The sequence below is a fragment of the Bradyrhizobium sp. USDA 4516 genome (assembly GCF_054055915.1).
Genome location: NZ_JBSRXT010000001.1, coordinates 8,511,816 through 8,537,946 on the forward strand (window position 1 = coordinate 8,511,816; position 26,131 = coordinate 8,537,946).

The following is a 26,131-nucleotide window of genomic DNA, read 5'->3' on the forward strand; positions in this document are numbered from 1 at the left end:
GCCGGCCGTCGCCGGGCGCGCTGCCAAAATATCGAAAACAACCCCATGCAAAGGAGCCGGCAGCTGTCGGAGTCCGACACGGCAACTTGACACGTCAGGCAAATCAGCGATACTTTTCCATTATTCCGAAATCATGAAAAGCTTGCCCCGGGGCTCATCGTCCCCTTCTCCCCGCGCGCGGGGAGAAGGTCGGGATGAGGGGGAGTCTCCACAAGGACGGTGAGAGACAAACGCGCGGAGAGTCCCCCTCACCCGGATTGCTGCGCAATCCGACCTCTCCCCGCAAGCGGGGCGAGGTAAGGGAAGCGCCCTACTCCAGCTTCTCGACGTCCCGCAGCGTCGGGAACAGCTTCATCCAGAGCAGCGCGACCGCGACCGTGGCGACGCCGCCGAGCACGGCCGACGGCACGGTGCCGAGCAGCGCCGCGGTGACGCCGCTCTCGAACTGGCCGAGTTGGTTTGACGCGTTGATGAACAGAAAGTTCACCGCGCCGACACGGCCGCGCATCTCGTCGGGGGTGGCGAGCTGCACCAGCGAGAAGCGGATCACGACGCTGATCGTGTCCGCGGCGCCGAGCACCGCGAGCGCCAGCGCCGACAGCCACATCCAGTGCGACAGCGCGAACACCACCGTCGCAACGCCGAACACGATCACCGCCTGGAACATCCGCATGCCGACGCGGCGGTTGATGGTGTGCCGCGCCAGCACCATCGTCATCAGCAGCGCACCGACCGCGGGCGCGGCGCGCAGGATGCCGAGGCCGAGCGGACCGGCTTGCAGGATATCGCGCGCATAGATCGGCAGCAGCGCGGTGACGCCGCCGAACAGCACCGCGAACAGGTCGAGCGAGATGGTGCCGAGGATCGCCGGATTGCTGCGAACGAAGGTGACGCCGGCAAACAGGTCGTCCGACGACCCGCCGTTCTTCACCGGCGCCTGCTGCAACCGGCCGATGCCGCCGGTGAGCAGCGCGCCGAACAGCCAGAACACCATCATGATGCCGTAGGGCGCGCTCGGCATCAGGGCATAGGCAAAGCCGCCGAGCGCGGGTCCGGTGATGGTCGCGACCTGCGCCGCGCCGCTCGATATCGCGGTCGCCCGCTGCAGCGAGCCTTGCGGCGCGATCAGCGGCAATAGCGCGGCGGTCGCCGGACTCTCGAACGCGCCGGCGATCCCGAGCACGAAGGTCGCGACGAAGATCTGGATCTCGGAGATGGTGCCGGCAAAAGTGCTTCCGGCAAGAAACAATGCGGTCAGCGCCTCAGCGATCTGGCAGGCCTGCACCACGCGCTTGCGCTCGAAGCGGTCGGCGGCGTGGCCGGCGACGAACACCAACAGCGCGGTCGGCAGAAACTGCACCAGTCCGACCATGCCGAGGTCGAACGCGCTGCCGGTCAGATCATAGATCTGCCAGCCGATCGCCACCGCGCCGATCTGGCTGGAGAAGCGCGACAGGCTGCGCGACGACAAGAAGAACAGGAACGGTCTGTGGCCGAGCAGATCGCGGGCGCCGGCCGGCGTGGCGGAGGACATGGATGATTGCGTGGCCGAGCGCCTGCAACTTGTCAATGGATACGAGATGAACGCGCAACAGCATTGCGCTGCGCGAGGCCCCTGCCCATAATCCCGCGAGGTTTTTTGGGGGCGTGATGCTGCAGTTGCAATCGGCGTTCGGCGTGGTGGCGTTGCTCTTGATCGCCTGGGCGCTGAGCGAGAATCGCCTGAAGGTGTCGCTGCGCCAGGCGGCGATCGGACTTGCCGTCACGATCGTCACTGCGCTGGTGCTGATCAAGGTGCCGCTGGTGACGCAGGCCTTCGGCGCGATCAATGACGCCGTCGGCACCATCGCCGCCGCGACGCGCGCCGGCACTGCCTTCGTGTTCGGCTATGTCGGCGGCGGCCCGGCGCCGTTCGATCCCAAAGCGCCCGGCTCGGATTTCATCCTCGCCTTCCAGGCGCTGCCGATCGTGCTTGTGATGAGCGTGCTGACGACGCTGTTGTTCTATTGGCGCCTGCTGCCGCCTGTCGTGCGCGGCATGGCCTGGCTGCTCGAGCGCACGCTCGGCGTCGGCGGCGCGGTCGGGCTCTCGACCGCGGCCAATATCTTCCTCGGCATGGTCGAAGCCCCGCTCTTCATCCGTCCCTACCTCGCTCAGCTCACCCGCAGCGAGTTGTTTCTGGTGATGACCGGCGGCATGGCCGGGATCGCCGGCACGGTGCTGGTGCTGTACGCCACTCTGCTGGCGCCGCTGATCCCGGATGCGGCCGCGCATTTCGTCATCGCCTCGGTGCTCGGCGCGCCGACCGCTATTTTAGTGAGCCTGATCATGGTGCCGGAAACGTCCGGCAAGCGCACCGGCGGATCGCTCGACAATCCCGATATCCAGGTGTCGTCGACGATGGACGCCATCGTGAAGGGCACGGCAGCCGGGCTCGAGCTCTTGATGAACATCATCGCGATGCTGCTCGTGCTGGTCGCGCTGGTGTATCTGGCAAACGCGATCATCGGCCTGCTGCCGGAGATCGGCGGCGCGAAGATTTCGCTGCAGCGCCTGCTTGGTTACGTCATGGCGCCGGTGTGCTGGCTGATGGGCCTGCCCTGGCCGCAGGCGATCACGGCCGGAAGCCTGATGGGCACCAAGACCGTGCTGAACGAGTTGATCGCCTATGTCGACCTGTCGAAGCTCGGCCCCGACGCGCTCGATCCGCGCTCGCGGCTGATCATGCTCTACGCGATGTGCGGCTTTGCGAACTTCGCGAGCCTCGGCATCATGATCGGCGGCCTCGGCATCATGGCGCCCGAGCGGCGCGACGAGATCAACGCGCTCGGGCTGAAGTCGATCGTCTCGGGCACGCTGACGACCTGCCTGATGGGCGCGATCGTGGGGATGCTGACGCAGCCGTAGTCGCAGTAGCCCGGAGGAGCCAACGGGTCGCGCGAACGCGCGCCCGATAACAGGCTCCGCGCAATCCGGGGCGGTGCTGACGCGGTGAAGCTCCCTGCCAAGCGGATCATTGTTGGGCCGGCCGACGGCGCGGGCGCACGTAGCCGCGCATTGAGCCGTCGCTTGCAATAACGCGATGACAGGGGATCGATGGGTCGTCATTCGTGCGCATTATGGCACCGACCGCGCGCGCAGCCTTCGGATTGCCGGCTTTAGCAGCGACAGCTTTGTACGTCATGGCCTTCCCCTTTGGGATCTTGCGCACGATGTCGCGGACCTTATCTGAAAAGGTTTTCATAGATCGAGTGTAGCAGATTTCTCAGAGGGTTTTCGCCATTTTACTTGCGGTTGGACGAGCGCGTCGCGTTGGCACGGAAGATTCGACCGGACGTGCCGGTGTTTAGTTTCGAAGTGCGCGCCGCCGTCTTAACATTGCGGGGCAGCTATTGGCCCCTAGCGTCGTTTGCCGCGCAGTGCCGGCGTGGACGCAAACGGAGCATTGCGGACATCGACCGGCGGCTCCGCCCGATGCGATTCGACGTGAATGACCCGCTGTGGACATTGCCATACTTCTGAGGTGACTTTATCCGCTGACCCCCATAGTTCAGCCGAGGAGAATTGTCGGGTCTCGCGAGGACCGGAATGGATGTCAGAGTTCGCCTTAGCCGAAACCAGATATGCTCTGAGCGGCGAGGTCAATATCGCCTGTCAAGTGATGGGTGAAGGACCTATCGACATCATCATGGTTCTTGGTGGGTTCTCGCGCGTCGATTTTCAGCACGAAACGTCCGGATATACGGCATTCTTGCAGCGGCTTTCAGCCTTTGCGCGTGTCACTACATTCGACAAAAGGGGCGACGGACTATCCGACCGGATTCCGCTGCTCCTTCCCTTGAGCAACGCATGGACGACGTTCGCGCCATCATGGATACAACAATTGGCGCATCACAAGCGGTGATCATGGGGAATTCCGAAGGCAGCGCGATGAGCGCACTGTTTGCAGCCACCTATCCTGCGCGGGTATCGCGGCTGGTGATTTTCGGCGGCTTCCGGGTCGCGAGCAGTTGGCGAATGTGATCCAACACGGGGCGATAATTCAGCTTCTTCGCTGCCTGCGGGCCTTCCTCGCAAAGGTCACCCGCGAGCGCGAGGACCTTGCCGACCGTCGCGCCCAGCATTGTCTTCACAGTTGGGTAGTTGCTCCGTATCCACGCAGAAAGAGCAAACCCAGAGCCGGTGGGGCCGCCTACGTCGATCAGGGCCACTTCGATACAGTGTTTCCCGCCTTCGAGGCATTCACGTGCCTCATCGTGTTGAGTTGCTTCCATCACGCGATAGCCGCACTCACGAAGGTACTCCGCCAGCGGATGGCGCACGAGCACGTCCTGCTCGACGATCAATACAGTTGTTGCTTGCATGCTTACTACAGCGCCGGGCCGAGCATCTCCGCGATCAGCATCGCGATCTGCTTGGGATCGTAGGGCTTGCTGATGAACCTACCTACGCGGCTCGCTGCGCTCTCCAATTCTGTGCTTCCAGAGGCAACGAGGATAAGGAGCATCGGTTGCATGACGCGGACCTTCCCAGCCAACTCCAGACCATCAAGGGTTCCGGGCATCCGGATATCGGTTATCAGCGCGTCAATCCGCTCGCCTGATGAGATGTAGTCCATCGCGTCATCGGCGGTCCTCGCCTCAATAACCTCAAACCCCGCGCCTCGAAGCTGCTCAGCTACGTCAAATCGGATGAACCATTCGTCCTCCACGAACAAAACCCTGATCCGTTCGCTCTTTTGCTGCGCTTGGGGGACCATCGTTGGCTCCTCGGATGCTGGTCAGCCAACCTACAGAGGGGCGCAACGTTCCAAGCCATTGAGTTCTTTTGCTAATTTGGCGTCGTGGCGGGAACATTCTCGGCCGACCGCCGACCTACAGCGGCGGTTGATGACTGCTTATGGCCCGTTGCGACAGCTCGTTATGCCCATCTCGTCGTTGCTCTGTTGACATCAGTGTTTCGTGGGCCATTGTTCCCGATTCCAATGTTTGCTTTGTTGATCGCCATGGGCACTGTTCGAGAAGTAAAAGGCGATTTTCCGCGGGCTGAGGGCGAAGCTGCCGCACTCATCCGGTCTTTCGACTGGTCCAGCACCAGCTTGGGACCAATCGTTGGGTGGCCAACGCACCTCAGGAGCGCGGTGAGCCTTATGCTGCCGGCCAAAGCACAAATCGTGCTGTTTTGGGGAGCCGAATTTGTCGCTCTCTACAACGACGCCTATGCTCCTACGATAGGTCAGAAGCATCCAAAGGCACTTGGGCGACCAGCACGCGATAATTGGGCCGAGCTGTGGGACGATTTAGGACCGCTTCTCAGGCGCGTCCTCGACACCGGCGAAACAGTCTTCGCGAAGGACCGCCCCTTCTACATTGAGCGGCACGGCTACCCAGAGACAGTTTATTTCGACATCTCGTATTCTCCAGTTCAGAACGAGGCTGGCGAAACTGGCGGTGTACTCTGCATCGTTAGTGAGACGACCGAACGTGTAATTGCGCAAGAACGCCAACGGTTGCTCGCTCGGGAAGCAAACCATCGCGTAAAGAACATGTTTGCCGTTTTCCACGGCATCATAAGTCTGAGCGCTCGGTCAGCCAGAACTCCGCAAGAGATGGCTCAATCGTTACGAGGCCGTCTCGACGCTCTAATGCAGGCCAAGGACCTAATCCGTCCTGGAATCATGGGTACGGAGGCGCATAGCGAGCGAACGACGGTGGGAGACGTGGTGCGAACGGTCTTGCGGCCGTATGAAGATGACGCGTCCAGCGAACGCATCATGGTAAGAGGACCAACTGTCCCCGTGGGTGCTATGGCCGTTACAAGCCTCGCACTCGCGCTGCATGAAACCACTACGAATGCGGCCAAGTATGGGGCGTTGTCGGAACCAACCGGTTCAATAAACATCGCATGGGACACGCAAGGCGGGGACTTGCATCTTGAATGGGAGGAGACAGGCGGCCCAGTGATTGTTGCTGCGCCTTCGGCACAGGGTTTTGGGAGTGTGCTTGCGGAGCGCAGCATTGCCGCTCAACTGGGCGGCAAGGTGGAATATGATTGGTTACCGAGCGGGCTCAGGTTAAGGGTTTCGATTCCTTTGGATCGTCTTGCAGTCTGATTGCGGGGATAGTCTGTTTCGGGCTACTTGACGCCGCTCCTCCAATAGCGCCGACAGAATAACTGTTGGTGGTCTCATTCACTTTGGAACGTCGGCAGTTGGCCCATCGCGACATCTTGCGTTGCCGCACGAACTTGGTCGCTATCGGGGCAAAGCGGACGTAGAGTCACGCCGACGGTTTTATGGGTACACGGCCTAGGAAATCGTCATGCCCGGGCTTGACCCGGGCATCCATCGACCAAGGAGAATCTTGCGAAGCAAGCAGGATGGCCGGGTCAAGCCCGGCCACGACGAGTGCGTGAGCATTACGCCTTCAGCTCCACCGTCTTGAACTCGGCCGGCAGGATCACTTCCAGCAGTTCGACGTCGTCGGAATAGTCCAGGATCATGTGCCGGATGCGCGGCGGCTGGGTCCAGGCACTGCCTTGCTGCATCAGCGTCTCGCCCTCGCCTTCCATGTAGGTCTTCACCCAGCCCTTGAGCACATAGACCATCTGGAAGTCGACATCGTGGAAGTGCAGCTTCGACACTTCATCGGGATTGCACGGTCCCTGCAGCCGGATGACGTGCGCCTGGGCGAGACCATGCGACGCGGCTGATATGCCGAGGTCGCGGTACTTGGCGTAGGCGCGCAGCCCGTCGGCCTTGAAGTCCTCTTCGCGGTGATGGCTGATCGCCACGCGCTGCTTCGGCCGCGCCTTGGTCGCAGCTTTCGGCGCGCTCTTCTTGGCCGCCGAGACGCGGCCTTTCGACTTGATGGTCTTGCGCGCGGACGATTTCGCGGACGTCTTCTTGGCGCCTGCGCCAAGCCCCGACCATTTCTTCTTCACCGCGGTCTTGGCTGCCGATCTTGATGCCGTCTTCTTGGCCATTGTTTCGCCTCCCGTCTTTTTGTGACGGAGAGAGGCTAACACAAGTCGCGCGCCGCGAGGCGAGCAAAGGCGCAGAGCCGCGCCCTGCTACGTTTGCTGATCAATGCAGCCGGAACACGCCGTCGACGGCACGCAGCTCGGCCGGCTTAACCAGCTTGGAATGCGCCACCGTCACCGAAAACAGCGGGCCTTCGAGCTTCGCCTGCCAGAACGCGAGGAAATCCTGCAGCGCCGGAAATTTCGGAAACAGGTCGTAGCTCTGCCAGACATAGGTCTGCAGCAACGAGGGGTGATCCGGCATCCGATAGAGGATTTGCGCCGTCGTCAGCCCGTACCCCAGCAACTGCTTCCGGAAATCATCGGAAACAACCCCACCAACTCGCGAAACCATGCCAACCTCCTGTGACGGAGCGCATTCACGTGGTGGCCGACCTCCCCCGCCGGACCACCGGCAATGGATGCGCTCACATGAGAGAAATGTGACGCACGCGACTAACCCATCTCAAGCCTAAATGTTTAATAGGTTGTTGAAATTTCTTGCGTTGGCAGCAGCTTACCGCATCTGCTAATAGCCCCGGCAACCCATCTTGGGCGGCATTAAGGATGCCGAAATGATCTCGGCATCCTCTTGGCAGGCGGCACTCACGAGTGCCAATTTTTCTGCTAGAGGCACTTGCCCGCCGCCAAGGCTTGGCCTATCTCCTGCCCAACCAGTCTGGCACTCGCTGGACTGGACTGCTAACTCTCCAAAAATCTACAGCATCTACAAATGTTTAGGAGGACTGCATGAAATTCCGTCCGCTTCACGACCGCGTCGTAGTCAAGCGTATCGACGCCGAAGAGAAGACTGCTGGCGGCATCATCATTCCGGACAGTGCCAAGGAAAAGCCCTCCCAGGGCGAAGTCATCGCCGTTGGCCCGGGCGGCCGCGATGAAGCTGGCAAGCTGATCCCGATCGACGTCAAGGTCGGCGACCGCGTCCTGTTCGGCAAGTGGTCGGGCACCGAGGTCAAGATCGACGGCGAAGACCTGCTGATCATGAAGGAAAGCGACATCATGGGCGTGCTCGACGTCCCCGCTTCCAAGAAGAAGGCGGCCTAAGCGCCTCCCTCCCTCCCAGGTTAAATCTCTCAAGGAAAAACTCAGATGGCAGCTAAAGAAGTCAAATTCTCCGTCGAGGCGCGCGACAAGATGCTGCGCGGCGTCGACGTTCTCGCCAACGCGGTGAAGGTCACCCTCGGTCCGAAGGGCCGCAACGTGGTGCTCGAGAAGTCGTTCGGCGCTCCCCGCATCACCAAGGACGGCGTCACCGTCGCCAAGGAGATCGAGCTCGACGACAAGTTCGAGAACATGGGCGCCCAGATGGTGCGCGAAGTCGCCTCCAAGTCCGCTGACGCGGCCGGCGACGGCACCACCACGGCGACCGTGCTCGCCCAGGCGATCGTGAAGGAAGGCGCCAAGTCGGTCGCCGCCGGCATGAACCCGATGGATCTGAAGCGCGGTATCGACCTCGCGGTCGAAGCCGTCGTTGCGGACCTCCAGAAGAACTCGAAGAAGGTCACCTCGAACGAGGAGATCGCCCAGGTCGGCACCATTTCGGCCAACGGCGATGCCGAGATCGGCAAGTTCCTCGCCGACGCCATGAAGAAGGTCGGCAACGAGGGCGTGATCACGGTTGAGGAAGCCAAGTCGCTCGAGACCGAGCTCGACGTCGTCGAGGGCATGCAGTTCGACCGCGGCTACATCTCGCCCTACTTCGTCACCAACGCCGACAAGATGCGCGTTGAGATGGACGACGCCTACATCCTGATCAACGAGAAGAAGCTCTCCTCGCTGAACGAGCTGCTGCCGCTGCTCGAGGCCGTGGTGCAGACCGGCAAGCCGCTGGTCATCGTCGCCGAGGACGTCGAAGGCGAAGCTCTCGCCACTCTCGTCGTCAACCGCCTGCGTGGCGGCCTGAAGGTCGCGGCCGTCAAGGCTCCGGGCTTCGGCGATCGCCGCAAGGCCATGCTGCAGGACATCGCGATCCTGACCGGCGGCCAGGCCATCTCGGAAGACCTCGGCATCAAGCTCGAGAACGTCACGCTGCAGATGCTCGGTCGCGCCAAGAAGGTGATGATCGACAAGGAGAACACCACGATCGTCAACGGCGCCGGCAAGAAGGCCGACATCGACGCCCGCGTTGCCCAGATCAAGGCGCAGATCGAGGAGACCACCTCGGACTACGACCGTGAGAAGCTGCAGGAGCGTCTCGCCAAGCTCGCGGGCGGCGTCGCGGTGATCCGCGTCGGCGGCGCGACCGAAGTCGAGGTGAAGGAGCGCAAGGATCGCGTTGATGACGCGATGCATGCGACCCGCGCGGCTGTCGAGGAAGGCATCGTCCCGGGCGGCGGCGTCGCCCTGCTCCGTGCCTCCGAGCAGCTCAAGGGCCTGCGCACCAAGAACGACGACCAGAAGACCGGCGTCGAGATCGTGCGCAAGGCGCTGTCGGCTCCCGCTCGCCAGATCGCGATCAACGCCGGTGAAGACGGTTCGGTCATCGTCGGCAAGATCCTGGAGAACAAGACCTACAACTACGGCTTCGACTCCCAGACCGGCGACTATGCCGACCTCGTCAAGAAGGGCATCATCGACCCGACCAAGGTCGTACGCACCGCGATCCAGAACGCTGCCTCGGTTGCCGCGCTCCTGATCACCACGGAAGCGATGGTTGCCGAGCTGCCGAAGAAGAACGCCGGCGGCCCCGCGATGCCTCCGGGCGGCGGCATGGGCGGCATGGACTTCTAAGCGACGAAGTCGACCCGGACGCGGTGCAGCGCGAAGCGGTGCACCGCAGAGCCGGGATCTCGCTCAACGACAACGGAACGCAAAACCCCGGCAGCGATGCCGGGGTTTTTGTTTGGGGCAGGCTCGCCGGGCGACTTACCGCAGCGCGGCCAATGCGAATACTTCCACAACCTCGCGCTGATGCAGGCGCCTCACACTGCTCACGGCATGCAGGTTATGCACAACACTCTCCGTAAACATACGTTGGTCTGAGTTGACAATCTCAAAAAAAATTTCGTGCGAGAGTCGCAAACCGAACCGACAGCGTCATCTTCGTCCCCCACAGTAGCTTCGGGACAAGATCGAAGTTCACTCCAACAATCTGTATTGAGCACGGAGCGTCAGCTCCCGTGACGCGGGCAAGCGTTGCGGAGAATGCTTTCACTTGCGAGGGAGGCAGTGCAGTGAGCGAAAGCGACAAGGTTTTCAGCCGAGCCGCCTGAAGAAGCGGCGTTGAAGTCACATCGAGGATTCGTTCAAGGAGGGACCTGGCCGGTTGGAAGAAGCCCAGTGACGAGAGCATGCAGCCCCCACTGCCCGATGCTCCGTCAACCGCCGCAGGTGCGCGATGCCCCCCAACTACCCTGCGCACCGATCAGGCCAATCCAACCGGCCGGACTATTCTGCAAGGCAACAGGCAAAAAGCAAAAGGCAATATGGGAGGGAGGCGCTCATGGGCATGGTGATGGTCAGATGTCCGCAAACCGGGCACGCGATTTCCACCGGAATCAAGACCGATCGCGAGAGCTTTCGACGCAGTACCGTGTTCTTCTCGCGCACGCCCTGTCCATTTTGCCGCGCGGATCACGCCTGGTTTGCGCGGGACGCCTGGGTCGACGAGCCGAGCATCCGCGTGCGGCGACGCCGCGGCGGCGGTTCACCGGCCTGAAAGTGGCCACCACTTTTGACGACCGCGATGGAGGGACACCATGGCGCAGGTACAGATCTCGACCGAAACGTCTGCCTGGCTGCTGCAGGCCAAGGACTTTCTCGATGAAGCACGACGGCTGAAGCCCGGTCCGAAGCGCAATGAGTTGCGCGAGACCGCAAAGGTGCTGCGTGAGATTGCGGAGCTCGAAAGGGTATCCTCCCCGACACGGGAGCTTGATCGGCGGCCGGGAAGCTGATCGCAGCAGGGAACGCGCTCACACGGCGTCGTCAGCCTCGATTTCCGGGATACCCGGATCGTTAGCCGGCGCCATTCCTCGCGTTCGAACCCTGTCGCCCGAGAAGATCTCCTCGGCCTCGATACGCATGACGCGATGGCATTCGCACGCCGCCGCCAATAGCCGCGCCCGGTCGATCTCGATCTGGCCTCGTTGATCTGACCTGATCGCACCGCGCTTGCGCAGATTGCCCATCAGCAAGGTCACCGTCGTTCGTCGCACGCCGAGGATTTGCGACAGCGCTTGCTGGGTCAGCGGGAGGACGTCGCTGTCGACGCGGTCGCGAAGCTGAAGCAGCCAGCGCGCCATCCGCGCCTCGACCGGGTGGAGCGCATTGCAAGCGGAGCCGAGCTGAAACTGGATCAGCATCGATCTGACGTGCTTCTGGATTGCCTGCCGAATCCCCGGACTGCGCCCGAAAGCGGCGTGAAAGCGCGCCGCCGGAACCCGCGAGGCGGTACCAGCCGCGCGAACGACGGCGGTAATGCCTGACGGCGAGGCTCCGAGAACCGAAAGACTGCCCACGGCCCCTTCGCATCCGACCACGCCGGTTGCGACCGTCTGCCCATCCGCCATGTCGATCATCAACAGGATCGCGCCGCTGTGAGGAAAGAAGACGTAGTCGATCTCGTCACCGGCGCGCGCCAGGACTGCATCCTGTTCGAGCGCAACGGTCTCAAGTTCGGGTCTCAGGAGGTCCAGATCCGCCGGCGACAATGTCGCGAGAAGGCGATTACAAGTTCCACCGGAAATGCTCACCTGCGGGAACGTCAAGGGTCGCACAGCATACTCACTCGAACACGGGATCAAAAACATATTCCAAACGCTTGACCGCAAGGCGGAATTCTCCGCGGCGGCGTCCTTAAAGTTAGATGCAAATGCGCCGCCGGACGCAATAGCAAAATGCGCATCGTCGCACCGTAGAACTTCGGGAACCCAACAGTTCCAGTTTCGCATCGCTCGCGCCGCGCGCGACATCCGAACCTGCTCTTTCACTATCTGCGCGGGCGCAGGAAGGTGGCGGACGCGGTGTGACCGCTCGCTGCGGCACCCGTCAAGAGGCGCGCGAGTGGCGGTCCGGCCACCGACGCGCCTGCGCGAGCAGTTCCTGCGCGTCCTTGATCTCGGCAAGGTCGAGCGCCGGATCGAAACCGGCGAGCACCGGCGCCAGCAATTGCGATATCTCCTCTGCCCGGCCGCTGCGGCTGTAAAGACGTGCAAGTCCCAGCGCGCTGCGCAGCTCGAACGTCCTGGTCTGCTGCCTTCGAGCAATCTCGAGGGCACGGCGGAAGGCATCCTCGGCGCCGGACATGTCGGGGCTGTGACGATGCGACAGCAGCCCAGCCTGCACGCGGTAGAGTTCGGCATCCAGCCAGTGCTGCCCGGACTGCTCCGTCGCCTCGATCAACTCATTGATGATGTCGAGCCCGGCATCGACATGCCCGGCCTCCGCATTCGCCACGGCAATCTGCAATCCCCAGAACGGTTCACAGAGATAGCAGTCGTTCTCGTGAAGCAACGACCAGCCACGCTGCATCTCCGCGAGACCTGCGGCGCGGTCGCCGGCACGCCACTTCTCCAGACCATTGAGATAGGTTCCGGCGGCGACATACAACGGCATCGTGTGATCGCGCGCCAGGCCGAGGGCCAGGATCGTGTCGGTCTGGCGCAATCTGTTGCCGCACAGCCCGTCGAAGACGGCCTTGTGAACCAGCGCATTGGCGCGCGCGAGCGCCCGCTGCTTCCCGGCGACGTCCATCGCGGCGCCCGCGAGCTGCCGGGCCCGATCGATCTCGCCACGCGGCCAAAGCACCAGGGCGAGAAATCTCATGATGACGAACGGCAAGTCGAGCGTCGACGCCTTGAAGGTTGCCGGATCCGGCTCGGTCGCATAGGCCGCGAAGGCCTGCTCGAGATGGATGCCCGCGTTCAGGTACTCGCCCGCGAACCAGCAGGTTACCCCGCTGGTCCAGCGCGCGACGATGGTCGCCACCGGCGACTGCGGGTGCCGCTCCGCTGCGCCCATGATCGCCTCCGCTAACTCCCGCATCGGCGCGAGCTCGCCGTGGGTCAAGCAGGCGTTGAAGAGGCCCGACTGGATCGGCGCCATTTCGATCGGATCATCGATATCGGAGGCGAACTGCCGGGCGCGGGTCCAGGCGGCGACCGTCTCGGGGGCGCTGTGCCCGAGACTGCCCCGCAGCGCGCGGCCGTAGGCGATTTGCAGATGGAGCCGGCCGATCATCCGATCCGGCTCGTCGGGCAGTTCATCGGCGATGGCGACCGCCTTGCCGAGATGCGCGATCGCCTCGCAATAGGCCGAGCGCTTCAGCGCCTGCTGACCGGCCTTGCGCCACCACGCCAGCGCGGTCTCGCCGAGCCCTGCCTCGGTGAAATGGTAGGCGACGACTTCCGGCTCGATCTCGGCCATCTCGGCAAACTTGTCGCGCAACACATCGCCAATATGCTTGTGAAGCAATTGCCGGCGGCTCTTGAGCAAGCTCTCGTAAGCCGCTTCCTGGACCAGCGCGTGCTTGAAGCTGTAGCTCGCGTCCGGCGGCACGCCCCGGCGCAGCAGCAGCTCGGCCTCTTCGAGCTGGGCAAGCGCCGCGGCAAGCGTCAGATCGTCGCGCCCTGCCACGCTGCGCAGCAGCGCATATGAGAACTCACGGCCGATCGCGGCACCGATCTGCGCCACCTCCTTGACCGGCGCCAGCCGGTCGAGCCGTGCCATCAGCGAGTCCTGCAGCGTTGCCGGGATCGCCAGCGGCGGCAGCGGATTGTCGAGGCGATAGCGCCCGGCATTCTCGACCAGCAGCCCCGACTCCATGACCATCTTGGTCAGCTCCTCGACGAACAGCGGGACACCGTCCGTCCGCTCGACGATCTGCGCCATCATCTCGCCGGGCAGCAACCGGCCGACGGTCACCTGCTCGATCAGCGCGCGCGTATCCTGCCGGTCGAGCCGATCGAGCCGCAGCAGGCTGACATTGGCGAGCCCCGCCCATGGCGGCTCGAACTCCGGCCTGAACGTCATGAGCATCAGGATCGGCAGCCCCCTGATCCGGTCGACCGCGAGGTCGAGCAGCTCGAGCGACGTGGCATCGGCCCAATGCACGTCTTCGCAGACGACAAGCACCGGCTGCTGCCGGGCGAGGCCCTCGAGCTGGTCGAGCAGCGCTGCGAATGTCTGCCGCCGCTGCTGCGCCGGGCTGAGGCCGAGCGGCGGATAGCGCTCGCCGGTCGGGATCGACAGCAGCGCTGCGATCAGCGGTGTCACGGTGGGCACGTGCTGCGTGCCGAGCGCCAGCATGGCTTCGAGCTTGTCCAGCTTCTGCTCCGGCGCATCTTCCGACCTGATGCCGGCGGCACGCTCGAGCTGGCCGACAAAGGGGTGCAGCGCGCTGTTGGTGTGATAGGGCGAGCATTGATACCGCACACGGCGGTGTGTTCCGGGCGCCAGGCTGTCGGAGAGCATCGCCACGATCCGCGATTTGCCGATACCCGCTTCGCCCGATATCAGCACCGCCTGGCCCTGGCCCTGCCACGCCAGCTGCTGGCGCGACAGCGCAAATTCGATCTCCGCCTTGCGGCCGACGAAGCCGATCGAGCGCGCGGTGCGCACCGCCTCGAAACGGCTTTCCGATGCCGGCTCGCCTTCGACGGCCCACACCGCGATCGGCTCGGAGATACCCTTGACCTCGCGGCGGCCGAGGTTGCGCAGCGTGAACAGATTGCCGAGCAGCCGCCGGGTCGAGGCCGCCACGACGACCACGCCCGGCTCCGCCAGGCTTTGCAGCCGCGCGGCGATGTTCGGCGCATCGCCGACCAGCGCCTGCTCCTCCGACGCGCCGCCGGAGACGAGGTCGCCGACCACGACGAGCCCGCTCGCGATTGCGATCCGCACCGCAACCCCCTCGTCCGCGCGGGTCTCGAGCTTGCCGATTGCGGCGATGACATCGAGGCCGGCGCGCACCGCGCGCTCCGCATCATCCTCGTGGGCGCGGGGATAGCCGAAATAAGCAAGGATCCCATCGCCGATAAATCTGGCAACGGCGCCGTCATATGTCGTGATCACCTGCGCACAGGCCGCGCGATAGGCGCGGATCACCTCCCACATGTCCTCGGGATCGAGACGTGCCGACAATGCCGTCGAGCCGACCAGGTCGCAGAACATCACGGTGAGGTGGCGGCGCTCGGCATCGTGCGGTGAAACCGGCGCGGCGATCAGTTCGGCATGATTGAGATCGGCGATCGCGCGCAGCATCTTGCGGCGATGGCCGAGCAGGACGCCGAGCCTGTCGAAGTCTTCATCCGTCAACTCGGGAAGAACGCCGAGGTCGATCCCGTTCTCGGCAAAACGCAGCGCGTATTGCCCAAGTCCCAGCTTCTCGAGCCATTCCGCAATCTGCTGCACTGGCTTCACCGACGGGTTGACGGCTGGCCGAATGGACCACGGCGCATGAACGTTATCGCAATCTGACCGGAGTAGCACCTTTGTTTTGCGGCGTGGCGCGGGACATGCGAACTGTGCCGTGGCGGTGCCCCGTTACAGCCGTCTGCACGCTAACATTCGTACGGGTGCCGGCGGTCCGTCCCGGCGAAGAAAATCGAAGGGCCGCCCGTGGGCGGCCCTTCTGTCTTAGGCGCTCTCGGGCGCCTTGAGACGCACGAGCTTGGTCAGCAGCGCATCGAGGCCCTGGCCCTCGCCCGCATGCAGGTCGATGCGGCCGACCTTCTCGACCAGACGCTCGAGCGACTCCAGCTCCTTGAGCCGGAGCAGCAGAGGGTTCTCCTCCATCAGCCTGGCGGTGTTCAGGAGCGAACGCGTCGCCGCGGTCTCCTCCTGGCGGCGGATCAGGTTGGCCTTCGCCACCCGCTCCGCCTCCACCACCTTGTTGACCAGCTCGCGGATCTCGCCGGGCAGGATCACGTCCTTCACGCCGAGCTCGGTGACCTCGACGCCGCTGTCCGCGACACGATCGCGGACGAAGTCGCGAAGCTCCGTATCGAGCGCCGTCTTCGCAGACAGCACCTCGTCCAGCGTGCGGCCGGCCACCGCCTCGCGGATCGCGAACTGCACCAGGCGGTACAGCCACGCATCCACGTCGGGCACCGTTGCCACGACCCGCTCGGGATCGCCGATCCGGCGGAACGCGGTCAGCGTTACGCGCAGCGCGATGCGATCCTTGGTCAGCATCTCCTGCGCCGTGATCTCGACCGCCTGGGGACGCAGATCGAGGCGCTTGACCTCGATCTTGCGGCCCGCGATCCAGAACGCGTGCCGACCGGGCGCGAGCCGCTCGACCAGCTTGCCCTCGACCGTGAGCAGACCGGCCTCGTGGTTCTCGACCACCGCCTCGGTGATGACGCCGGCCCGGTTGGGCTGGATCATCGCGAGGTGGCGTGCCGTGACCCTGGGATCGCTGGTGACGTCGATGCGCTCGACCTCGACCGACGTCGCGATCTTCCAGTACACGCGCGTCTGCCAGGGCGTCATCAGTTGCACGGGACGGCCGTCGAGGCTGACGATCGCGATCTCGTTCGCGCGGGTTTCCACCGCCTCGAACAGCTCGTCGGCGAGATCAGGCCGCGCGGCCTTGATCACCGCGAAGCGATCCGCGGGGAATTCGGTCCGCACGACGCTGAACAGCTCGGCCTTGAGCTGATGCAGGGGATCGAACAGGCGGTGACGTCCGGGCGCGAGCACCTGCTCGAGCCGGCCGTTGCGCGTCAGCAACGCGCGCTCGCCATCCTTCACCGTCAAATTGGTCGTCAAGAAGTGCCAGGTCATGACACGCCTCCATCGTTTGCCATCAGGCCCATGGGCCTGAGAGCGGGTTGCATTTGGCAAAGGACGTGAGGACGCGAACGCGGCTTCCTGTCAGCCAAGCGGGCCGTGGCTTAAGGCTTGCGCGATGACGGGCGCACGCGCGCTTTCGCGCGACGAATGTCGCGCGGCCAGCGGAGCCACCCGGCATCAGCGCAAGCGGTATCCACCGCGGCGCAAAGCCGGTCTCACAGTGTCGATGTTCGGACGAAATGCCTTGCGGCAGGACGGCCGGACTGCGACTGAAGCGCGCGTCCGGTCCCCTTCAGAGGTATCAGCTTTACAGGCTGAAACGGAGCGCTTGGAGCGGGAATCGAACCCGCGACCCGATGAGTATCATTCACCTGCTCTAACCAACTGAGCTATCCTTTGTGAGAGACCGGATTCGAACCGATGCCTTCGGGATTTCATCCCCGACGCTCGACCATGAGCTTCATCTCGCGATCTTCATTTCGGCGGAACACAACACCGCAAAGCGGCTCGCGCCAGTCGGGATCTCAACGAGCCCGAACCCGTGGCCGAAGCGAAGGAGCGGGCTAATAGACGAAGCACGTCCGGGTTGCAAGAGGGCTGCGTGTGATTTTTTCATGACGGGGCGCTGCTGTGACCCACGCGTCGCGGCACGTCCCGTCATTGCGAGGGCACCTCACCCCCTCTGCGCGGCATCCTGGAAGCAGGCGCGCAGCCAGTCGATGGTGACGCGCGTCGCCGCATCGCGCTTGAGATGGTTTTGCACCAGGAGCCAGACGTCGCGTCGCTTCGGCAGCAGCGTGGCGCGCAGACGGCGGTCGGTCAGCAGGTCGGCACAGCTGTGCTCCGGCAACACGCCGACCGCGTGATGCGACTGAATCAGCGTGTGGATGATCCGGACATTGTCGGTGACGCAGCGCGCGCGAAGTCGCTTCGTGCGCAGGAACTGCATTTCCGGAATCCCTCCAAGCTCGTCGGGATAGGCGCACAGCATCGCTTCGCCCGCTGTCGTCGCGGCCGGCTCGAAGAAATACGACCTGACCTCGGCAAGCTTCGAGATCGCAAAGTCGCCCTTGTCCGGCTTGCGCAAGCGGATCGCGAGATCGGCCTCCCAGCGCGAGAATTTTACATTGTCGCTCGACGTCAGAAACTGCAGCGTCAGGCCTGGATGGGCGCGCAGGAATTCACTTGTGCGCGGCGCCAGCACCTCCTCGGCGATCGCACTGGTGGAAGCGATGCGCAGCCGCCCGACCGGACCGGGCAGGCTCTCGCCGATCCGGCCGATCTCCTCGGCATGCGCGGCCATCGCCTCAATATGCGCGAGCACCATGTCGCACTGCCGGGTCGGCTTGCGGACGCCATCGACGGCCTCGAACAGGCGCAGGCCGAGCGCGCGCTCGATCCGCGCCAGCCTGCGCCCGACCGTGGTCTCGTCGATGCGCAGCCGCGCGCTGGCGCCTGCGTAAGTGCCCTCGTCCCTGACGGCCGCGATGATGCGAAGATCGTCCCAGTTCATGGCGGCAGGCTACATCCTGCGGCGGCCACCTGCAATAACGCAGCCACCGGCTGCAATATCCCTGCATAACGGCAGGCCGATCCCGGGCTATGTTTTCGGCGATACATCCGCTGGAGAACGACCATGACGTCAGCCAAGACATTGATGCAGCTTGCCGGTATCGACCTCACCCCGCCCCGCCTCGGCGACAGCTGCCTGGTGCTGATCGATATCCAGAACGAATATCTGGCCGGTCCGCTGGCGCTGCCCGACGCCAACCCGGCGATTGCGCGCGCCACCGCATTGCTCGCGCGCGCCCGTGAAAGCGGCGCCGCGATCATCCACATCGCGCACAAGGGCCAGCCGGGCAGCCTGTTCGACCGCAGCGCGGAGCGTGGCGCGATCGTCGCGCCGCTGGCGCCGCGGCCGGGCGAGATCGTGATCGAGAAGCAATTGCCGAACGCGTTCGCCGGCACCGACCTCAACGCGCAGCTTGCCGCGACCGGCCGCAAGGAGCTGGTGCTGGCCGGCTTCATGACGCATATGTGCGTGAGCTCGACGGCCCGCGCCGCGCTCGATCTCGGCTTCCGCACCACGATCGACGCCGACAGCTGCGCCACCCGCGACCTGCCCGACGGCGTCGGCGGCACGATTGCCGCAAGGCTGATTCACGACGTCGCGCTCGCCGAACTGTCCGACCGCTTCGCGATCATCGCCCGCGGCAACGCGCTTGCCTGAGGGCCGCCCCGCCCGGCGTTGCGCTACTGAAACGCGACCTCGGCGAAGCTGCGCAGCTTGCGCGAATGCAGGCGTTCGGATTCCTGCTGCTTGAGCCGCTCCAGCGCCTTGAGACCGATCTCAAGGTGCTGGCCGACGCGCTGGCGGTAGAATTCGCTGGCCATGCCTGCGAGTTTGATCTCGCCGTGCAGCGGCTTGTCGGAGACGCATAGCAGCGTGCCGTAGGGTACGCGGAAGCGATAGCCGTTGGCGGCGATCGCCGCCGATTCCATGTCGAGCGCGACCGCGCGCGACTGCGACATGCGCCGGATCACCTGCGGCCCGCTGATCTCCCAGTTGCGGTTGTCGACGCTGGCGACCGTGCCGGTGCGCATCAGCCGCTTGAGCTCGAAGCCGGTGAGCCCGGTCACCTCGCCGACGGCTTCCTCAAGCGCGACCTGCATCTCCGCAAGCGCCGGGATCGGCACCCAGAGCGGCAGCTCGTGATCGAGCACGTGGTCCTCGCGCACATAGCCATGGGCGAGCACATAATCGCCGAGCCGCTGCGTGTTGCGCAGTCCGGCGCAGTGCCCGATCATCAGCCAGGCATGCGGCCGCAGCACCGCGACGTGATCGGTGATGTTGCGCGCATTGGACGGACCGATTCCGATATTGATCAGGGTAATGCCGTTATAGCCGGGCCGGACCAGATGAAAGGCCGGCATCTGCGGGACGCGTTCGGACGGGGTCCCGGTGATGCCGCCGCCGAGCCGCGCATTGTGCGTCATCACATTGCCGGGCGCGACGAAGGCCTCGAGACCGGCCTCGCCCGACGCAAGGCGCTGCTGGGAAAGCTGCACGAAGGCATCGACATAGAACTGGTAGTTCGTGAAGATCACGAAATTCTGGAAGTGCTCCGGGTCGGTGCCGGTGTAGTGGTAGAGCCGGCGCAGCGAGTAATCGACCCGCGCCGCGCGGAACAGCGCCAGCGGCTCCGGCACGCCCGGCGTCAGCTCAAAGGTCCCGTCGGCGATCGCATCGTCCATCGCGGCGAGATCGGGCGTATCGAAGATGTCGCGCAGCGACCTGGTGAACGCCGAACTGTCGGCGATGGTCAGCGCCGCCTCGATATTGATGTCCCGGCGGTAGGCGAAATGAATCGGGATCGGTTCGTTCGACTCGCCGATCTCGACCGCCACGCCATGGTTCTTGATCAGGAGCCCGATCTGCTCGGTGAGATAGGTCTGGAAGATATCGGGGCGCGTGATGCTGGTCTCGTGGACGCCGGGTCCTGCGACGAAGCCGTAGGCAAGCCGCGAGTCGAGCCGCGCATGCGACGAGGTCGTGATGCGGACGAACGGGTAATGTGCCCGCACCCGCGTCGTGAACGGCACGCCGTTGACATAGGCCTCAAAGCGATTGCGCAGGAATTCAGTGTTGCGCACGTAGATCTCTTCGAGGCGGGCAACGGCCGCGGCGGCATCGACGAACGCTTCGGTCGTGATCGGCGGCGGGATTTCGATGGAGGGTGTGGGAGACATGTTCGCGTTGCACCAGATCCGTTGCCGAGCTTGGACTCGCTCTGGATCAGTGCAGTATAGCGACTATGGCATCCAGTTCCAGACGTCGATCCGGCCGCGGCGGTGGGCCGCTGCCCGCTCTGACTACTGAATCCGCGCGAGCACCGCGAGACGGCGGATGCCCTTGTTACGGTAGGCGTCGAGGAACGCGTAATAGTCCTTGAACGAGACGCAGCCGTTGGAGTCGCCGTTCGGACCGAGCATGAAGGTGTGCGCGAGCAAGCCGTCGCGGTTGAAGATCTTGCCCTCGCCCCCGATCGGATTGAGCCGCAGTGCCGGCACGCCGTGGAACAGCGCCTCGCGCGGCTTGAGCTCGTAAATGTGCGGCGGCGTCACGCCGACCATCTTCAGATGCGAGGACCTGGGGTCGTCGAGCCTGGAGCCGAGGCCCGAATGCGCCTCGAGGCGCGTGCCGTCGGGCAGGTACACGGTCTTGGCTGAGATGTCGTAGACCGCGGTCTGACGATCATAGGGCGGCGAGCCGCCGAGCATCGGGTTCTGGTCCAACGTCGAGGGGATGCTGCCGGTCACGTTCGCGTCGGCTGAAGCGAAGGAGAGCAGTCCGCCGCTCGACTCCCGCTTGCCCCACAGTTTTTCGACCATGGTCTGCCGCTCGTTCGATGCGATCGACATCACCGCGGCCTTGGCGCGCGCGGCCATGTCGCGAACGCCGCCGGACTTCGCAGCCTGCTTGGCCTCGGCAGGCTTCGCCTCGGACGCCTTCTCGGCCCCCTTGGGCTGAACGTCCGCGGTGGGATCGTTGAGCGCCACCTTCAGATTGGCGGCGGCCTGCTTCTTGGCGGTCTCGACCGACTTCGGCGCCGGCAACGGCTTCGATGTCTCGGCAAGCTCCGCGGAGGCGACCGCCCTCGCCGCTTCGGCGACCTTGGGAGCAGCGGCCTGCTTGATCGGGTCGATCTGCGATGCGGCGTCAGCCACGACGCTGGACGCGACGCCCTCGGGCGAGGCGGCCGCAAACCGATCGTTAAACATAAGCGACGATGCCGGGACTTCCGACTTCGCGACCTCGGTCTTCGCGGGCGCCGCCGGTGCGGGCGTCAGGGACGCGAACACCTCGTTGAAGGCAGGCGTCGGCCGCGCAGCGACCGCGACGGGCCGCTTCACCACCGGCGCATCGAACGACACATTGCCCACGGAGGGATAGACGCTCGCCGCAAAAATGTTGGCGTAGACGGTCCAGGCGCAGCCAAGCACCAGCCCCACCACCGCGGCGCTGCCGAGGAAATGCTGTGGGAGAATTTTTCGGGAGGATTTCTTGCGGCTTGGTGCCCCAAGAACATACGCACTCGCACTCGTACCCATACGCCCGGCGCTCAAAACAGGTCCACCTTTGTCCCTCACTCGACGCGGGGTCGAACGGGTGTTCGGCTCAACGTCGCGCGGGGGCACAGACGGCCATTAAGGCGACTTTTAGTTAAATGCGACTTAACCGGATGCGATCCCCTGCAGCGCGGGAAGTGCCTGTGGCGTAGGGCTTTTTTAAGATGACATTGGACCGCCAAAGCGGCTTTTCTGTCCCATCATGGGACATTCCGGTATGCCGCTCCAGCGCGGCATACCGGAATATATTCAGGGGAGAATTTCCTTGCCGATCGCCCCGTAATCGCGCGGGGATCGAGCAAAAACCATCTCTCAGTAGCTGAGCTTCGGATACCAGTCCTTGCCGCGTCCTTCAGGCGTCGTGTCGAGCAAGGTCCACAGCGGATCCATGTCCGGCGCGCCGCGCGGGTCCTGGCCGGGGTCCATCGTGCCCGCCCCCATTTCGCCGGCCCAGAAATGACGGATCGTGCCGTTGTGGCGTGTGAAGACATTGTAGCCCGGCAGGTCGCTGTCATCCTTGTTGACATAGTCGCGCGTGTAATCGCCCGATGCATCCGAGTAGATCCTGTGACGCGTCCAGCCGCGCGCCTTCTTTGCCTCGATCAGCCGTGCGATCGGCGAGCGCGCCACGAACACGAACGACACGCGCTGCTCGATATCGGGCAGCTTCTCCTCCCACGTGCCCATGAACGATGTGCACATCGGACACGGCTTCTCGCGCTGCGGGCCGTACATGTAGCTGTAGATGATCAGCGTCGGCTTGCTGCCGAACAGATCGGCGAGCGATGCCGCACCGGCTTCTCCGGTGAACTCGTAGGACTTGGCCACCTCGCCGCCCGGCGGCAATGCGCGGCGCAGCGCGGCGACGCGCTCGATATGCCGGCGCAGTTCGATCTCTTCGACGAGCAATTCCTGGCGGGCGCTGCGATACTCGGCGCTTTCATTGGGAAAGCGCCTAACATTGGTCGTGGCGAGTTCGGCAGCAGGCTTGAGGACGGAACTGGTCATGGTTGGAACCTCGCGTGGTTGACGGGCTGTCTGGAAGACGACCCGGACCCGGACGATCCGACACTCAACGGCGAGGATTTATTGCAGTTCCGGCGGCGGGGAACGGTCGAGGATCTCGCCCTTTGCGCCTTCCAGCAGGTCGAGCGCGTAGGTCTCGATGGTCAACGGCCCCCGCATGCGTTTGGCCTCGGCCACCGTTTCGACACGGGCGAAATTGTCGCGCAGCGAGGCCGGCATCGCCTGCTCGACCTCATGCACATAGAGCAGCTTGCCAGCCAGTTGCGCCGGGCTCGGCTCTTGCATGTTGACCCAGCGAATGCGCTGGCCCTGCTGGGCGACGCAGGTGCCCTTGGGGAGATAGAAGGCGAGCCAGCCCGTGGTGCCGTAATCCGCCGCCAGCACGCAGCTCGCGCCGGTCCGCACGCGGGTCGCCTCGATCTCGTCCGCAAGCTCCTGCCAGCCGACACCGACGCTGCGCACGGTGGCGTCGCGGCGGTAGCCCGAGAGCAAACCGGTGTTGGCCTGCACGATCAGCAGCGCGAACAGCACGACGCCGACGGGCGCGGCCCAGCGGCGGCAGAAATCGACCGTGCGCTGCTCGCGCGGCGCCCACTGCACCTGGACTGCCGCGACCGCGGCCGCTACGGCAAAGGCGGGATAGACCGGCGCGAACCAGTTGGCCTCGACCCGTGCATGCAATGCGTGCCAGGTGAAGTAGACGACGATGGTCCAGAACATCGTGTTGACCAGCACGCGCGCCTCCAGCGCGCCGGCGCGGCGCCGATAGAGCGCGTAGAGGCCCATCACGCCGAGGATGAAGACCAATGGCGTTGCGAACGCAAACTGGGTCGGGATCAGCTCGGCGATGTAGGTCGGCCGGAAATCCTCGATCCGCGCGCGGCCCATCTGCTTGATGAAGGACACCCAGTGATGATCGGCATTCCAGCGGATGACCGGGCTGAACAGGCCGAGGGCGACCAGACCGCCGAGATAGAGCCAGGGCGAGAGAAACCAGCGCCGCAGCTTCGGCACCGTCGCAAGCCAGATCAGGATCGCCGGACCAAAGAACAGCGCCGAGTATTTCGACAGCAGCGCCGCGCCGGCGCTGGCGCCGACCGCAAGCCACCATTCGCCGCGACCGCTCTCCAGCACCTTTGCCAGCGCGTACAGCAGGAGGCTGGCAGCGACCAGCAGCGGCGCATCCGGCGTCACGATCAGCGTGCCGACGGCGGCCATCAGCGTCACATTGAGCAGGATCGTTGCGCTCGCGGCGATGCGCCGGCCGCCGAACAGGATCCCGGCCGCCCGGTAGATCGCCCAGCTCATCGGCAGTGCGAGCAGGATCGACACCAGCCGCACGCCGAATGGCGTATCGCCCGCGATCATGGTGCCGAGCCGGATCACCACCGCCACCATCGACGGATGGTCGTAATAGCCGCCGGCGAGTGACTTCGACCACATCCAGTAATAGGCTTCGTCGAAAGTCAGCGGCGTCCATGCCGCGGCGGCCAGCCGCAACACGACCAGCGCGCACACCGCTAGCGCGGTGTTTCGGGCCAGCCGCGCCTCGTCCGCGTTCATGCCGCCGTCATCGCTTGCGCCAGACGAACAGCCCGGACATCGCGTAATTCCACACCACGCCCATCAGTGCGCCGGCCGCGCCCGCCAGCCACCAGATCGGCTCCTGGTCGTAGACCGAGAACGCGACGCCGACATTGGCGAGCAGGCCGACGCTGCAGACCAGATAGAACAGCAGCAGGCCGCGCAGGATGCCAAAGCCCTTCAGCCGCTGATCGCGATAGGTCAGGAAATTGTTGAGGATGAAATTGCTGGTCATGGCGACGATCGCACCGGTGGCCTGGGCCTCCGGGAATGGCGCCTTGAACAGTTCGAGCGCGATGAACAGCACGGTGAGGTGCACCACCAGGCCGAGCCCGCCGACCGCCGCGAACAGAATGAAGCGCAGCGAGATCAGATCATTGGTCAGCTTCGCCAGCACCAAACCGAGGAAGTCGAGCGCGACCATGGAGTCGAGCTTGCTCTCGCCATGCTGGCGGGCACCGAACGTGTAGGGAATCTCGACCGCGCGCAGCTTGCCCTCCGCCGTCGCCACGACGTCGAGCAGAATCTTGAAACCCTGCGTCGACAGCTGCGGCGCGAGCTGCTCGAAACGGTCGCGGCGGATCATGAAGAAGCCGCTCATGGGGTCGGCGATCTCGACCTTCAGCGCGCGGCGCGCGATCTCGGTGGCAAACGCGCTGGCGCCGGCGCGCTGCTTGTTGAAGCCGTCGGCCTTGTAGCCCTCGATATAGCGGCTGCCGACCACGAGCTCGGCCTCGCCGCTCTGCAGCAGCGCCACCATCTTCGGCAGCTGGGTCTCGTCATGCTGCAGGTCGGCGTCCATCACCGCGGCATAGGGCGCGCTCGAGGCCAGGATGCCCTCGATGCAGGCGCCGGACAGGCCGCGCCGGCCGATCCGGCGGATGCAGCGCACGCGGGAATCCTTCCGCGCCAGCGCGCGCACCACGTCCCAGGTTCCGTCGGGCGAATTGTCGTCGACGAAGATGACTTCCCAGGACACGTCCTTCAGGATCGCGTCGAGCCGGCGGTACAGCACCGTGACATTGTCGCGTTCGTTGAAGGTCGGGACGACCACCGAAAGCAGCGGCAAGCTTGCTGCCAGCGATGAGGTTTCGGGGCTCGGCTTGATGGCTTCGTTCATGAGCGCCAGCGTATAGCCGCAGCCTCTCCCGCTGCCAAGGCAGGCCGACCCAAACGCACGCTCGGAAAGCGGGAAAACGGGGCAAAACACCCCTGAAAATGCCAACGACCACGAACAAGGGGCGCGCGTACATCCGGCGCAGCCAATCAATGTCGTGGTCGTCCGGCGCCGGAGCCCTGAAGCTGCAACGTCGCCGTTGGAGGCTAGATAGGAAGGCGCCAGGCGGTCCGCAAGGGGCGCAGGAGGCGCTAGTTGTTCGGGACTTCCCGGATCACCGGGCCGCGTGGCGCCGGGGCTGCCGGCGCGGCCTCGGCAGCTGGAGCCGCCTGCGGCTGTGCGGCGGACCGGGTCGGGTTACGGAGCTGGCTCGGCGACGGCCCGTAGATGAACGCCGCCGCCAGCGCGACGGCCGCGACCAGTGCGCCCAAGAAACCTGCCGTCGATTGTGATCTCATGCCGATGATCCCCTCGCCTGCGCGGATTGATATCAAA

At 64.4% G+C, this 26,131-nt stretch carries 24 protein-coding genes and 2 tRNA genes; 8 read left to right on the top strand and 18 right to left on the bottom strand.

Annotated elements, in window-relative coordinates:
- Positions 1–310: 310 nt before the first annotated feature.
- Positions 311–1,534, bottom strand: a complete 1,224-nt coding sequence (locus ACVI1L_RS39515) for an MFS transporter (protein ID WP_050385903.1) — start codon at positions 1,532–1,534, stop codon at positions 311–313.
- 116 nt (positions 1,535–1,650) lie between these two features.
- Between ACVI1L_RS39515 and ACVI1L_RS39520 the strand changes: the two genes are divergently transcribed.
- Entirely contained in the window at positions 1,651–2,907 is a 1,257-nt protein-coding gene (locus ACVI1L_RS39520; RefSeq protein WP_057019103.1) for a NupC/NupG family nucleoside CNT transporter, read from the top strand.
- Positions 2,908–3,013: 106 nt separating this feature from the next.
- Here the strand turns inward: ACVI1L_RS39520 and ACVI1L_RS39525 are convergent, their stop codons facing one another.
- Entirely contained in the window at positions 3,014–3,244 is a 231-nt protein-coding gene (locus ACVI1L_RS39525; RefSeq protein WP_076830218.1) for an MGMT family protein, read from the bottom strand.
- A gap of 348 nt (positions 3,245–3,592) precedes the next feature.
- On the opposite strand from ACVI1L_RS39525, the gene ACVI1L_RS39530 reads away from it, so the two are divergent.
- Positions 3,593–3,904, top strand: coding sequence for a hypothetical protein (locus ACVI1L_RS39530; RefSeq protein ID WP_456785291.1), 312 nt, complete (start codon positions 3,593–3,595; stop codon positions 3,902–3,904).
- A gap of 49 nt (positions 3,905–3,953) precedes the next feature.
- On the opposite strand, the gene ACVI1L_RS39535 is transcribed toward ACVI1L_RS39530, so the two are convergent.
- The gene (locus ACVI1L_RS39535; protein WP_168858046.1) at positions 3,954–4,364 is read right to left on the bottom strand and encodes a response regulator; all 411 of its coding nucleotides are present in this window, start codon (positions 4,362–4,364) and stop codon (positions 3,954–3,956) included.
- Positions 4,365–4,369: 5 nt separating this feature from the next.
- Positions 4,370–4,759 (bottom strand): response regulator, encoded by a 390-nt coding sequence (locus tag ACVI1L_RS39540; protein ID WP_057019106.1) that lies wholly within the window; start codon positions 4,757–4,759, stop codon positions 4,370–4,372.
- A 390-nt stretch (positions 4,760–5,149) separates the two neighbouring features.
- Between ACVI1L_RS39540 and ACVI1L_RS39545 the strand changes: the two genes are divergently transcribed.
- The gene (locus ACVI1L_RS39545; protein WP_246786681.1) at positions 5,150–6,112 is read left to right on the top strand and encodes an HWE histidine kinase domain-containing protein; all 963 of its coding nucleotides are present in this window, start codon (positions 5,150–5,152) and stop codon (positions 6,110–6,112) included.
- A gap of 305 nt (positions 6,113–6,417) precedes the next feature.
- Here the strand turns inward: ACVI1L_RS39545 and ACVI1L_RS39550 are convergent, their stop codons facing one another.
- Both ACVI1L_RS39550 and ACVI1L_RS39555 read right to left on the bottom strand, forming a co-directional pair.
- Positions 6,418–6,984 carry a cupin domain-containing protein gene (locus ACVI1L_RS39550; RefSeq protein ID WP_057019108.1) on the bottom strand — a complete coding sequence of 189 codons (567 nt, stop codon included), beginning with the start codon at positions 6,982–6,984 and terminating at the stop codon, positions 6,418–6,420.
- 100 nt (positions 6,985–7,084) lie between these two features.
- Positions 7,085–7,375: an usg protein gene (locus ACVI1L_RS39555; protein WP_141343465.1), complete on the bottom strand. Its 291-nt coding sequence runs from the start codon at positions 7,373–7,375 to the stop codon at positions 7,085–7,087.
- Positions 7,376–7,770: 395 nt separating this feature from the next.
- Here ACVI1L_RS39555 and groES point away from each other — a divergent pair, with 395 nt between their 5' ends.
- From groES to ACVI1L_RS39575, 4 genes are all read left to right on the top strand, one after another.
- The gene (gene groES, locus ACVI1L_RS39560) at positions 7,771–8,085 is read left to right on the top strand and encodes a co-chaperone GroES (RefSeq protein ID WP_021077770.1); all 315 of its coding nucleotides are present in this window, start codon (positions 7,771–7,773) and stop codon (positions 8,083–8,085) included.
- Between the two features lie 45 nt (positions 8,086–8,130).
- Complete coding sequence (gene groL, locus ACVI1L_RS39565) at positions 8,131–9,771, top strand: chaperonin GroEL (protein WP_076830236.1); 1,641 nt, start codon at positions 8,131–8,133, stop codon at positions 9,769–9,771.
- Positions 9,772–10,483: 712 nt separating this feature from the next.
- On the top strand, positions 10,484–10,699 hold the full coding sequence (locus ACVI1L_RS39570; protein ID WP_028352345.1) for a hypothetical protein: 216 nt from the start codon (positions 10,484–10,486) through the stop codon (positions 10,697–10,699).
- Between the two features lie 40 nt (positions 10,700–10,739).
- Positions 10,740–10,937 carry a hypothetical protein gene (locus ACVI1L_RS39575; RefSeq protein WP_057018449.1) on the top strand — a complete coding sequence of 66 codons (198 nt, stop codon included), beginning with the start codon at positions 10,740–10,742 and terminating at the stop codon, positions 10,935–10,937.
- A gap of 18 nt (positions 10,938–10,955) precedes the next feature.
- Here ACVI1L_RS39575 and ACVI1L_RS39580 read toward each other — a convergent pair whose 3' ends face one another.
- The 6 genes from ACVI1L_RS39580 to ACVI1L_RS39605 form a co-directional block, all read right to left on the bottom strand.
- Complete coding sequence (locus ACVI1L_RS39580) at positions 10,956–11,693, bottom strand: Crp/Fnr family transcriptional regulator (RefSeq protein WP_082653883.1); 738 nt, start codon at positions 11,691–11,693, stop codon at positions 10,956–10,958.
- A 337-nt stretch (positions 11,694–12,030) separates the two neighbouring features.
- Positions 12,031–15,393, bottom strand: a complete 3,363-nt coding sequence (locus ACVI1L_RS39585) for an adenylate/guanylate cyclase domain-containing protein (protein ID WP_456785292.1) — start codon at positions 15,391–15,393, stop codon at positions 12,031–12,033.
- A 225-nt stretch (positions 15,394–15,618) separates the two neighbouring features.
- Positions 15,619–16,770, bottom strand: a complete 1,152-nt coding sequence (locus ACVI1L_RS39590; protein WP_168858044.1) for a slipin family protein — start codon at positions 16,768–16,770, stop codon at positions 15,619–15,621.
- 337 nt (positions 16,771–17,107) lie between these two features.
- Positions 17,108–17,174: transfer RNA gene (locus ACVI1L_RS39595), tRNA-Ile, on the bottom strand.
- A 2-nt stretch (positions 17,175–17,176) separates the two neighbouring features.
- Positions 17,177–17,248, bottom strand: a tRNA-Phe gene (locus ACVI1L_RS39600).
- Positions 17,249–17,452: 204 nt separating this feature from the next.
- On the bottom strand, positions 17,453–18,292 hold the full coding sequence (locus ACVI1L_RS39605) for a LysR family transcriptional regulator (RefSeq protein ID WP_057018447.1): 840 nt from the start codon (positions 18,290–18,292) through the stop codon (positions 17,453–17,455).
- A gap of 123 nt (positions 18,293–18,415) precedes the next feature.
- Here ACVI1L_RS39605 and ACVI1L_RS39610 point away from each other — a divergent pair, with 123 nt between their 5' ends.
- On the top strand, positions 18,416–19,009 hold the full coding sequence (locus ACVI1L_RS39610) for a cysteine hydrolase family protein (protein WP_028336826.1): 594 nt from the start codon (positions 18,416–18,418) through the stop codon (positions 19,007–19,009).
- 23 nt (positions 19,010–19,032) lie between these two features.
- On the opposite strand, the gene ACVI1L_RS39615 is transcribed toward ACVI1L_RS39610, so the two are convergent.
- The 6 genes from ACVI1L_RS39615 to ACVI1L_RS39640 all read right to left on the bottom strand — a co-directional run bounded on the left by ACVI1L_RS39615 (position 19,033) and on the right by ACVI1L_RS39640 (position 26,094).
- The gene (locus tag ACVI1L_RS39615) at positions 19,033–20,529 is read right to left on the bottom strand and encodes an AMP nucleosidase (protein ID WP_456785293.1); all 1,497 of its coding nucleotides are present in this window, start codon (positions 20,527–20,529) and stop codon (positions 19,033–19,035) included.
- Positions 20,530–20,652: 123 nt separating this feature from the next.
- Positions 20,653–21,891: a tlde1 domain-containing protein gene (locus tag ACVI1L_RS39620; protein ID WP_456785294.1), complete on the bottom strand. Its 1,239-nt coding sequence runs from the start codon at positions 21,889–21,891 to the stop codon at positions 20,653–20,655.
- Between the two features lie 330 nt (positions 21,892–22,221).
- On the bottom strand, positions 22,222–22,917 hold the full coding sequence (locus ACVI1L_RS39625; protein ID WP_141339977.1) for a DUF899 family protein: 696 nt from the start codon (positions 22,915–22,917) through the stop codon (positions 22,222–22,224).
- Positions 22,918–22,995: 78 nt separating this feature from the next.
- Positions 22,996–24,498 (bottom strand): glycosyltransferase family 39 protein, encoded by a 1,503-nt coding sequence (locus tag ACVI1L_RS39630; RefSeq protein WP_456785295.1) that lies wholly within the window; start codon positions 24,496–24,498, stop codon positions 22,996–22,998.
- 7 nt (positions 24,499–24,505) lie between these two features.
- The gene (locus ACVI1L_RS39635) at positions 24,506–25,639 is read right to left on the bottom strand and encodes a glycosyltransferase (protein ID WP_456785296.1); all 1,134 of its coding nucleotides are present in this window, start codon (positions 25,637–25,639) and stop codon (positions 24,506–24,508) included.
- Between the two features lie 248 nt (positions 25,640–25,887).
- Positions 25,888–26,094 (bottom strand): hypothetical protein, encoded by a 207-nt coding sequence (locus ACVI1L_RS39640; RefSeq protein ID WP_057018442.1) that lies wholly within the window; start codon positions 26,092–26,094, stop codon positions 25,888–25,890.
- Positions 26,095–26,131 lie beyond the last annotated feature (37 nt).